Raw genomic sequence first — 9,621 nt, forward strand, 5'->3', positions numbered from 1 at the left:
GTGACGCGCCTGCCCGCATCGTGCATACGGGCGGGCACGGGGCGGGCACGGGGCGGACCGGGCAGGCCGTCGGTACCGGAGGCGGCTCCGGCCGGTGGCGGCGCCTGTGTCCCGCCCGCGCCGCCGGTCGAAGGCCGGTGAAACCGGCGTGCAGGGGCGGTGATACCGCCGTTGTCTAGCGTTCTGGCCAGCTCATCCGACGCCTCCCTCGACCCGACGCCCCCGTTGTCGATCCCCCGTTGTCGCGACACCCCACGGAAGGAAGACGGGTGACAGCCATGCCCGCGGTCCAGGCCGGTGGTCTGGTCAAGAGATTCGGCGATTTTCACGCCGTCGACCACATCGATCTCGAGGTGCGCCACGGCGAGATCTTCGGCGTGCTCGGGCCCAACGGTGCCGGCAAGACGACGATGCTGAAGATGCTGGCCACGCTGTTGGCGATCGACGACGGCCGGGCCGAGATCTTCGGCGTCGACGTCGCCGCCCAGCCGCACCGGGTCCGTCAGCTCATCGGCGTGACCGGCCAGTACGCCTCCGTGGACGAGGACCTCACCGCCACCGAGAACCTGTGGCTGTTCGGCCGGCTCCAGGGCCTGCGCTCGGCCGACGCGCGCGCCACCGCGCGCCGGCTGCTGGAGCAGTTCGGTCTCGAGGAGGCCGCCGAACGACAGATCTCGGCGTTCTCCGGCGGGATGCGCCGCCGCCTCGATCTTGCCGCGTCCCTCATCACCCGGCCACCGTTGATCTTCCTGGACGAGCCGACGACCGGCCTCGACCCGCGTACCCGCGGCCAGATGTGGGACACCATCCGCGAGCTCGTCAACGACGGCTGCACCGTCCTGCTCACCACGCAGTACCTGGACGAGGCCGACCAGCTCGCCGACCGGGTCTGCGTGATCGACCACGGGCGCAAGGTCGCCGAGGGCACGCCGGACGAGCTCAAGACCCAGGTCGGCGACTCGACGCTGCAGCTTCAGCTCGCCCCCGGCGCTGACCAGGAGCGCGCCCGCGAGGTGGTGCTGCGGGTGCTCGGCGAGGAGCCGGTCACCACGCCCGAGTCCGGCCGGCTCAACGTCCCGCTCGACGTCGCCGACCGGGCCGCCGACGTGCTGATCGCGCTGCGCGGGGCCGCCGTCGCGATCGCCTCGGTCAGTGTCGCCAAACCGACCCTCGACGAGGTCTTCTTCGCCCTCACCGGCCACGGTCCCGGCCACGGCGGCCCGGGCGACCCGGGCGACGCCGGCGACCCGCAGACCGCCGGCGGCCCGACCGGAGCGGTACCCGACCAGGACGCGACCAGCCCAGACGACCACGCCACGGAGGTAACTCGATGAACACCGTTCTCGCCGGGCCGTCGGCCGGGCCGGCCGCGGGCGCGCCGCGGCCGGCCTCGGCCGTCGACCCGGCAGCCGCCGTCGCCCGTACCCGGGCCCGCGCCGGGGTGGGGGACACCCTTACCCAGAGCTTCGCGATGGCCTGGCGAGCGCTGAAGAAGATGCGCCGCAACCCGGAACAGTTCTTCGACGTGGCGCTCCAGCCGCTGCTGTTCACCGCGATGTTCGCCTACGTGTTCGGCGGCGCGATCTCCGGCGACGTCCACAGCTACCTGCCGCTGCTCATCCCCGGCATCGTCGCCCAGACCGTGCTCACCACCTGCATGGCCACCGGTACGCAGCTGCGGGAGGACATGGACAAGGGGGTCTTCGACCGGTTCCGGTCCCTGCCGATGTCCCGGATCGCGCCGCTGGCCGGGCCGATGATCGCCGACCTGGTCCGCTACCTGATCGCGGCGAGCCTGACCTACCTGATGGGCCTGATCCTCGGCTACCGGCCCGGCGGCGGCGTGCCCGGCGTGCTCGGCGCGATCGTGCTCGCGGTCCTGACCGGCTGGGCGATCGCGTGGGCGTTCACCTGGATCGGCACGGTCGCCCGCAGCGCCCGCAGCGTGCAGGGAATCTCGATGATGATCCTGTTTCCGCTGACCTTCCTGTCCAACGCGTTCGTGCCGGCGAAGACGCTGCCGGGCTGGCTGGAGACCTTCACCAGGGTCAATCCGGTGTCACACCTGGTCTCCGCCACGCGGGACCTGGCCAACAACGGCGTGCTCACCGGGCAGGTCGGCTGGACGCTGCTCACCGGTCTCGCCGTGATCGTGATCTTCCTGCCGATGTCGGTCGTCAGCTACAAGCGGCACCTGTAGCCCGTGCCCCGGCGATGCCCCGTCGCGGCCCGGTGGTAGATCGGCCAGCCGTTCGACGAGGATGCACGCCTCGTCGAACAGCTGCGCCGGGCGCCGGGCCTCGGCGTCCGACCGGGCTGCCGGGAGTGCGCCGGGCGCCCGGCGCTCGGCGAGCGCCTCGACCCGGGCCCACCCCAGCGACGGGATCGTCGCGATGTAGGAGAAACGCTTCGCCAGCGCGAGCAGCTGGACCGCCTCCCGCACTGTCATCCCGGCCGGCATCCCGGCCGGCCGGCCGTCGCGAAGGCCCCAGACGCCGAACGCGAACAGCAGCGTCCCGCACGCCGGATAGTCGATCGTGGCCCGGCTGCGTCGCAACGCGTCGGCACACCGGACGAGACTGGCGCGAAACAGGTCGTGGCCGGTGGCGAGGTCGTCGGCGCTGGCCGCGTGCCAGGCGAAGGCGGCGAGCGCCACCGCGTCGCCGGCCAGCACCCAGGGCTCGACGCCGGTCGTTGCGACACCGGGCCATCGCAACGCCCGCATCCCCGCTGCCGCGTCCAGATGCTGGCGCAGGCCCCCAGCCGTGTCGCCGCGCACGATCGCGAGCTCGGCCCGGCCGATCGCCGCCATCATCGGGCCGCCGTACACGGCCCCGTCCGACGGGTCGATCCGGGCGAGATACTCCTCGGCCGCGTCGAGCCGGCCGCCGTTGACGGCGTCGAACGCCAGCAGCACCCGCAGCTGTGCGACGTTGTCGCGGGCACCGAGCCGTTCCAGGACCGGCAGGGCCGCCTGGGCGTGGGAACGGGCGACGGCGAAATCTCCGCGCCGCATCGTCAGCTCGGCCAGCCGGGTGTGCACCATGGCCGTCAGCCACGGCCCTTCCCGCGGTGTGGCCAGGGCCAGCGTCTGCTCGGCGGCTGCCGCCGAGGCCAGTGCCTCACCGGCGTTCTCGTGCAGATGGGCCAGCCACACCAGACAGACCAGGCGCAGGTGCCGGTCGGCACCGTCCGCCAGCCGCACGAGCTGTGTCTCGGTGTCCGTGGGCTGCGCCGGGTCGAGGGCGAGCAGCACCCGCGCCGTGTTGGCCAGCCACGGGTCGCCCGCAGCCTCGGGGCCGAGCCGCTCCAGCAGCTCGCGGATCGGCGCCGGGAGAAGCCCGTCCCCCACGAAGATCGCGACCGTCGCCATCGCGGTCCCGGCAGCCACGGCAGCCTGGGCCGCGGCGGGCTGCGGTGTCCAGCCGGACAGCATCGCGGTGACCGCGTCGATCAGCACCGACATCCGGAGGTGCTCGCCGCGGATCGCCCAGAACATACCGAGCACCGCCAGCAGCCGCACGACCGTCTCGGTGTCGCCGTCGGCCACCGCGTCACGCAACTCGTCGGCGAGGTTCGTCTCCTCGGCCGCGATCGCGTCGATCGCCGCGAACTGCCGCTCCGTGACCAGACCCACGCCGTGCCGGGTGGCGTAGCCGACCGCCCAGTCCCGCTGGGCCCGTCGCGCCGCGACCTGCTCGCCGGATTCGGCCAGCCGCAGCCGGCCGAACTCCCGGACCGTCTCCAACATCCGGTAACGCACTCCGCCGGCCGGCTCGCGCACGCTCAGCAACGACTGTTCGACGAGGTTCTGCACCGCGTCGACCGCGTTGACGGGATCGGAACCCGCTGCCTCGTCGGCGGGGCCGGGGGCGGCGAGGATCTCCTCCGCCGCCTCCAGGGTAAAACCGTCCGGGAACAGCGCCAGCCGGCGCAGCGAGCGCCGTTCCGGCTCCGCCAGCAGGTTCCACGACCAGTCGATCACGGCGAGCAGCGTGCGGTGGCGGTCCGGGGCGGCGCGGTCTCCGCCGCGCAGCAAGGCGAACCGGTCCGCCAGCCGCCGGTCGACGTCCTCCACCGACATCGCCCGGACCCGAGCCGCCGCCAGCTCGATCGCCAGCGGAAGCCCGTCGAGCCGGTCGACGATCCGGCCGACCACCTCACGGTCGAGCCGGACGGTGGGGCGGGCCGCGGTGGCACGCTGGCTGAACAGCTCGACCGCGTCGGCGCGGACCAGCTCGCCGAGCAGGTAGACCCGCTCGGCACCGATCGCGAGCGGCGCCCGGCTCGTCGTGAGCACCCGCAGGTCGGCGGTGGCCGTGACGAGGAAGGCGACCAGCTCGGCGACCTCGGCGACAAGATGCTCGCAGTTGTCCAACAGCAGCAGGCCCGGCCCCCGCGCCAGTCTCGCGGCGATCCGCGCGCGCAGGTCGGCGCGCTGCGCGGGGGTCAGCACCCGGCGGTCGCCGATCGAGTCGCGGACGCCGAGCACGGAGCCGACCTCGCCGATCAGGTCCTCGGGCGCCGCCACCCCGACCAGGTGGACGACGTGCACCACCGGCAGCGTGCTGTCCCGGGCGAGCAGATGGGCCAGGCGGGTCTTCCCGAGGCCACCCGGCCCGACGATCGACACCACCCGCGACCGGTCCAGTAACGCCCGCAGCCGCTCGACGTCGTGCTGGCGGCCCAGCAGGGGAGTGGCGTCGTATCGGATCCCGCCCCGGACGGGCCGGTCGAGGGCGAGCAGATCGCGCTGGACCCGGGTGAGTGTCTCCCCGGGGCTGGTCCCCAGCCGCTCCCGCAGGTCCCGGCGGTAGCGCTCGAATCGTCCCAACGCCGCCGCGGGCCCGCGCACCGCGGCCTCGCTGCGTAGCAGGTCGACCAACAGGTCCTCGTCGTCGGGCTGCTGCGCGTGCGCCGCCTCCAGGAACCCGAGCGCCTTGGCATGCTCACCTGTACGACTCGTGGCCCGGGCCAACAGCAGTCGGGCCGCCGCCAGGTCGCGGCCGGCCGCCCGGCGCACGTCGGCGAGCGGCCCGGAGCCGTTCACCGGCACCGGCGGCAGCGCCGTGCCGAGGTCCAGCGCAGCGCGGGCCCGCTCGACGGCGGCCCGCGGATCGACAGCGACGAGCTCGGCGGCCTCGGCCACCAGCCGGCCCAGCAGACAGCTGTCGACCTGCGTCGGCGGGAGACCGAGCCGGTAGCCGTCACCGTCGCGCACCACCGCACCGGCACCACACGCCGCCCTGGTCCGCGAGACGACCACCTGAAGGCCCTTGGCCGGGTTGGCCAACGACCCCTCGCCCCAGATCATCTCGGCCAGCCGCTGCGCCCGCACCGGCCGGCCGGGCTCGGATGCCAGCGCCGCCAGCAAAGCTCGGGGGCGGTCGCCCATCACCGGGGTGCCCTCCCAGCGTACCCCGTCCAGGAGCATGAGGCTCACGACCACTCTGATCAGTCTAGAACGGCAGCCAGGAACGATCCGTACGTCCCCAGGAGCGTTGCCAGGGCCGGTTCCGCGGTCGAGCGACATGGTCCGGGCGACGACATGGTCCTGGGCTGGTTCGTTGGGGCCGCCCGCCGAGCACATCGCCATGACGAACCTCAACGAGGTGAATAAGTGGATCATTTTGCCGTATGGCCGCGGAATTGATCATCGAACCTGGGGTCGGTCCTTCTCGCTCCGGTCGACATGCGATCCTTGGGGACGAGAGATCAGGATTCCCTCTGAGCGAGGTGATGGGTGGGCAGCCGGAACCGGGAACGACGCAAGGCAAAACAGAAGGCCCGCGCGAACCGTGTCCGCGCCCAGGCGCCGGAGTCCGGGGCAGGGGCCTTCTACCAGGAGGAGCGCGGCCAGCGGGAGATGTTTCGCCGGATCGCCGATCAGCTGGTCGCGGCGGCGCTGAGCGCCCAGCTCGCCCGGGATGAGGCGGCACTGGCCGAGTACGTGGAGTTGCTCGTCGCCGCGCCGGGCGGGCCGGTCGGACGCCGAGTTGTCAATCGGTCCCTGGCCGGGTGGTTCGACCGCACCGTCGAGGCCGCCTGGCAGCGCGGCTGGCAGCCGGCTGACGTGCACCGGATCGTGAACCGTCAGGCGGGCCAGCGCCAGGCGCGACTCGCCGTCGACGCCATCGCCGGCCAGATGCGGCAATACGCGGCCGCCACCGTCGACGAGCGGTGGAAGAACCAGCTGTATGATCTTAACGCCGTTCTGTGGTGGGAGGATGACGGCACCTGGCTGGACGCCTGGGGTGACCGGGAGGGCCGGGACCGGGCGGAGGCGCTTGCCGACACCCTCGGTCTGCTCACCCTTCTGCACACCCTTCCCGCGATCGAATCCCTGTGCCCCCCACCAGGCACCACACGACGCGACCCACCAGGTCGCCCTGCGGGACGCGGCCACGGCCAGGCGGACCCGGGCCGCCGGGCCGGGGCCGGCCGGAGCGCCGACCCACGCATCCTCGACAAGGTCCGGGCGCTGCTGGCGAAGGCCGAATCGACCGGGTTCGCGGACGAGGCTGAGGCGCTGACCGCCAAGGCACAGCAGCTCATGGCCCGGCACAGCATCGACGAGGCGCTGCTCGCGGCGCGGGAGGGAACCCGCGACGAGCCGGCCGGCCGCCGGGTCGGCGTCGACAGCCCTTACGAGGCGGCCAAGGCTAGCCTGCTCGACGTGGTCGCCGGTGCAAACCGATGCCGTTCGGTGTGGACAAAGAACCTCGGGTTCGCCACGGTGATCGGTTTCCAGCCTGACCTCGACGCCGTCGAACTGCTGTACACCTCGCTCCTGGTCCAGGCGACCGCGGCGATGATGCAGGCCGGGTCCCGCCACGGGCGGTCCCGCACCCGGTCGTTCCGCCAGTCGTTCCTCGCCTCGTTCGCGGTCCGGATCGGCCAACGCCTGACGGCCGCTACCGAGCAGGCCAGTGAACAGGCCGCGGTCGAGGCGGGCGAGAGCCGGCTGCTGCCTGTGCTCGCCGCCCGTGGCGACGCCGTGAAGGAGGCAGCCGAGACGATGTTCCCGCAGGTCGTCGCCCGGGCGGTGAACGCGACCGACGGCGAGGGGTGGGCGTCCGGCCGGGCCGCCGCTGACCTCGCCTCCCTGCACACCTACGGCGAGGTGACCACCGCCCGGTCCCGACAGCAGTGAAGGGCTTCGCCGTCTCATGTGGGGTGTGGGAGTTTCTTCCAGCAGGTGATCGTGGCGGCCAGAGTGAGGAGCCCGAGGAAGTTCCGGCCATCGCGTTCGTAGCGGATGGTCAACCGGCGGTAGCCATCCAGCCAGGAGATCGTTCTCTCGCCTTTCCACCGATGCCGGCCGAGACGTTCGGTACTGTCCACCGTTGTGTTCACACTGCCCGCCGGAGACGCACCCACCTGGCTGGACACGCGTCAGGGCTGTTCGCCGCGCGCTGGATCACCGACATACCCGGGGGGGGGAGCTCACTCGTCGAGTTCGTAATCGAACCAAATGTGGCGGGTGCCGTCGGAGTCGATCTCCATGCCGCCGGTGCCGCGGATGCCGGTAAGTTCGCCGGCGCCACTGGAAGGCACGATGGTGAAGAACTCGTCGTAGCGATTGGTGCCGGTGGTGGCGGCGGAGTGCACGAAGTTGAAGGCACCCTTCCTGCCGCCGAGCGTGCCGTCGAAGGACTCCATGGCCACGTAGGTGCCGACACCGCTTGAGCGGTCGAAGGCCGCGGTCAGCAGAGTGGCCGAGCGGCCCGTCAGTTCGCCGGCGTAGTGCTTCTCCATGGTCCACACGCCAACAGGCAGGCCTGTCCCGAGGGCCGGTCTGGGAGACAGTTCCGTTTGTTCGAATACGGCTACGTCGAAAGTTCCGGAAGCCTTCATGGCGGCATTGTATCGGTTACCGAATCGCCTGTGAATCAGGGCTCTTCGAAACGGATCGTATGGGATGCGGCTTCCGGACGCATGAAGCGGGCGAGGCGCTCGGCTTCTGTGGCAAGCGCTTCCCGGTCTTCGTGGCTCGGCTCGGTGAACTGCTTGAGGACGACGCAGACGGAACCGCCTTTTATCTGCTTCGTCTCCACCGACCATATTCCCGCCACGAGGCCGTCGACCAGAATCGTGGGTAACAGCTGTAGATTCGCCTTCATGTAGACGAGGCCCTTGTAGGCGTCCGGAAGGATTCTTCTGCGGTATTTCGCGTCGTAGGCGAGCAGGGCGCTGTCGAACCACGGGAGCAGCCGCACCGGAGCCGGAGTCGCGGAGTCCGGGCGCGGGGCGTCGGGGAGGTCGTACAGCGTGCGTCCCGCCTCATCGGTGAGGCGGGCGAGGCAATCGCCCAGTTTGTCGAGTACTGGCCGGATCTGCGGGACGCGGCAGCCGAGCCAGTACGCGACGTCCTCCGCCGCGGCGGGGCCGAAGGCGCGCAGATGACGCGGCACCACCTCGGAAATGGCGGCATCCGCCGCCACGCCGTCACCCGTGATCGGGGATTGCGGCGCGGCGGTGTGCTCGGCGGGGCCCTTGGCCGTGTTCCAGTTCCCGTCGGCCGGAACCCGCAGGAATGCGCTGGTACGCAGGAACAACCTGAAGGACCGCTCGCGCAGCCAGGCGACCTGCTCCGCGGCGAGTTCCTCGGGGCGCGCGGCCAGCCACTTCTCGATGAACTCTGCAATCTGCGCTCCGCTGAGCGCCTCGCCCTCGGCGAAACGGTACAGGTCCCGGCGTAGCTCGTCGAGCGGAGGCAAGCTTCGCATGGACTTCGGCAGGAAGAACCGCCAGTCGTTCGTGCCGGCATACTCGGCCACCGCCGAGTATGCCGGGTGCTCGCGGGCACTGACCAGGTGGAACGTGCCACGGAGGAGGATGCCGTTGGCGAGCTCGCGCGCGGCCAGGGCCTCGTGCACCTGCCGGACCGTCACCTCCCGCATCCGGGAGAAGAGCGCGACCGGCGGCGCGGGCCAGTACTGGGACTGCACCGCGCCGATCCGCTCGACGACCTCGGCGAGCGGCAGGTCGTACGGCTCGAGCAGGCCCTGCCTGGCCAGCAGCGCGCGGCCGAGCGCACGATCGGACAGGGCCGGACCTGGTGCCGCCTTCCCTCTCATCCGCGGCCGTCAGGAGCCGAGTTCATAGTCGAGGATGAAGGCGTGCCCGGGGGTGATCTGCGCGGTCCCGGTGATGCCGTCCAGCTCGCCGGTGCCGGAGCCCGGCAGCACGGTGATCATCATCTCGTTCTCCGCGCCGAGCGACCGGGCGTTGTGGACGAGTACGAAGCTGCCCTTGCGGCCGTGCAGCGTGCCCTCGACCCGTTCCACGCCCACGTACACGCGGGGGCCGTCGCCCTCCACCAGCTGCCCCATCACGAATTCGATGCAGCTGGTGGCGGTCAGGTCGCCGGTGAAGCTCTTGGTCCAGCGGGCGCGGGTCATCTCCGCCCCCAGCCACTCGACGGGGGAGCCCTGCCGACTGTCGATGGTGAGTTCGCTCTCAGCGCGCTGAGTCATCAGATCACCGCTCCCTTACGGCTCGCTCCGTACCCTATCCCTGACCATCCCTGACGTGCCGCCACCGCTACGAACCGATGGCGTTGCGTGTCCATGCTAGCCCCGTGCTTTCGCACATTGGGTTGCGTTGCGCCATCCGGCC

General features: G+C 71.5%; 7 protein-coding genes and 1 pseudogene. 3 read left to right on the top strand and 5 right to left on the bottom strand.

Annotation, left to right across the window (positions count from 1 at the left end; translation table 11 throughout):
- Positions 1–269 precede the first annotated feature (269 nt).
- Together AC08OX_RS09165 and AC08OX_RS09170 are read left to right on the top strand one after the other, a co-directional pair.
- Positions 270–1,334: an ATP-binding cassette domain-containing protein gene (locus AC08OX_RS09165; RefSeq protein WP_476607417.1), complete on the top strand. Its 1,065-nt coding sequence runs from the start codon at positions 270–272 to the stop codon at positions 1,332–1,334.
- A complete protein-coding gene (locus tag AC08OX_RS09170) occupies positions 1,331–2,200 on the top strand; it encodes an ABC transporter permease (RefSeq protein ID WP_011436452.1) in 870 nt (289 codons plus the stop codon). The genes AC08OX_RS09165 and AC08OX_RS09170 overlap by 4 nt, the downstream gene beginning before the upstream one ends.
- A 2,601-nt stretch (positions 2,201–4,801) precedes the next feature.
- Here AC08OX_RS09170 and AC08OX_RS09175 read toward each other — a convergent pair.
- A pseudogene (locus tag AC08OX_RS09175) lies at positions 4,802–5,629 on the bottom strand (AfsR/SARP family transcriptional regulator); the annotation flags it as partial.
- Between the two features lie 114 nt (positions 5,630–5,743).
- Here AC08OX_RS09175 and AC08OX_RS09180 point away from each other — a divergent pair.
- On the top strand, positions 5,744–7,153 hold the full coding sequence (locus tag AC08OX_RS09180) for a DUF2786 domain-containing protein (protein WP_476607418.1): 1,410 nt from the start codon (positions 5,744–5,746) through the stop codon (positions 7,151–7,153).
- 14 nt (positions 7,154–7,167) lie between these two features.
- Here the strand turns inward: AC08OX_RS09180 and AC08OX_RS09185 are convergent, their stop codons facing one another.
- The 4 genes from AC08OX_RS09185 to AC08OX_RS09200 form a co-directional block, all read right to left on the bottom strand.
- Complete coding sequence (locus AC08OX_RS09185) at positions 7,168–7,344, bottom strand: hypothetical protein (RefSeq protein ID WP_476607419.1); 177 nt, start codon at positions 7,342–7,344, stop codon at positions 7,168–7,170.
- Positions 7,345–7,446: 102 nt separating this feature from the next.
- A complete protein-coding gene (locus tag AC08OX_RS09190; RefSeq protein WP_476607420.1) occupies positions 7,447–7,857 on the bottom strand; it encodes a DUF3224 domain-containing protein in 411 nt (136 codons plus the stop codon).
- Between the two features lie 35 nt (positions 7,858–7,892).
- On the bottom strand, positions 7,893–9,080 hold the full coding sequence (locus AC08OX_RS09195; RefSeq protein WP_476607421.1) for a winged helix DNA-binding domain-containing protein: 1,188 nt from the start codon (positions 9,078–9,080) through the stop codon (positions 7,893–7,895).
- 9 nt (positions 9,081–9,089) lie between these two features.
- Positions 9,090–9,479, bottom strand: coding sequence for a DUF3224 domain-containing protein (locus AC08OX_RS09200; protein WP_476607422.1), 390 nt, complete (start codon positions 9,477–9,479; stop codon positions 9,090–9,092).
- Positions 9,480–9,621: the final 142 nt, after the last annotated feature.

It is taken from the genome of Frankia sp. CoBUL1 (assembly GCF_978021245.1).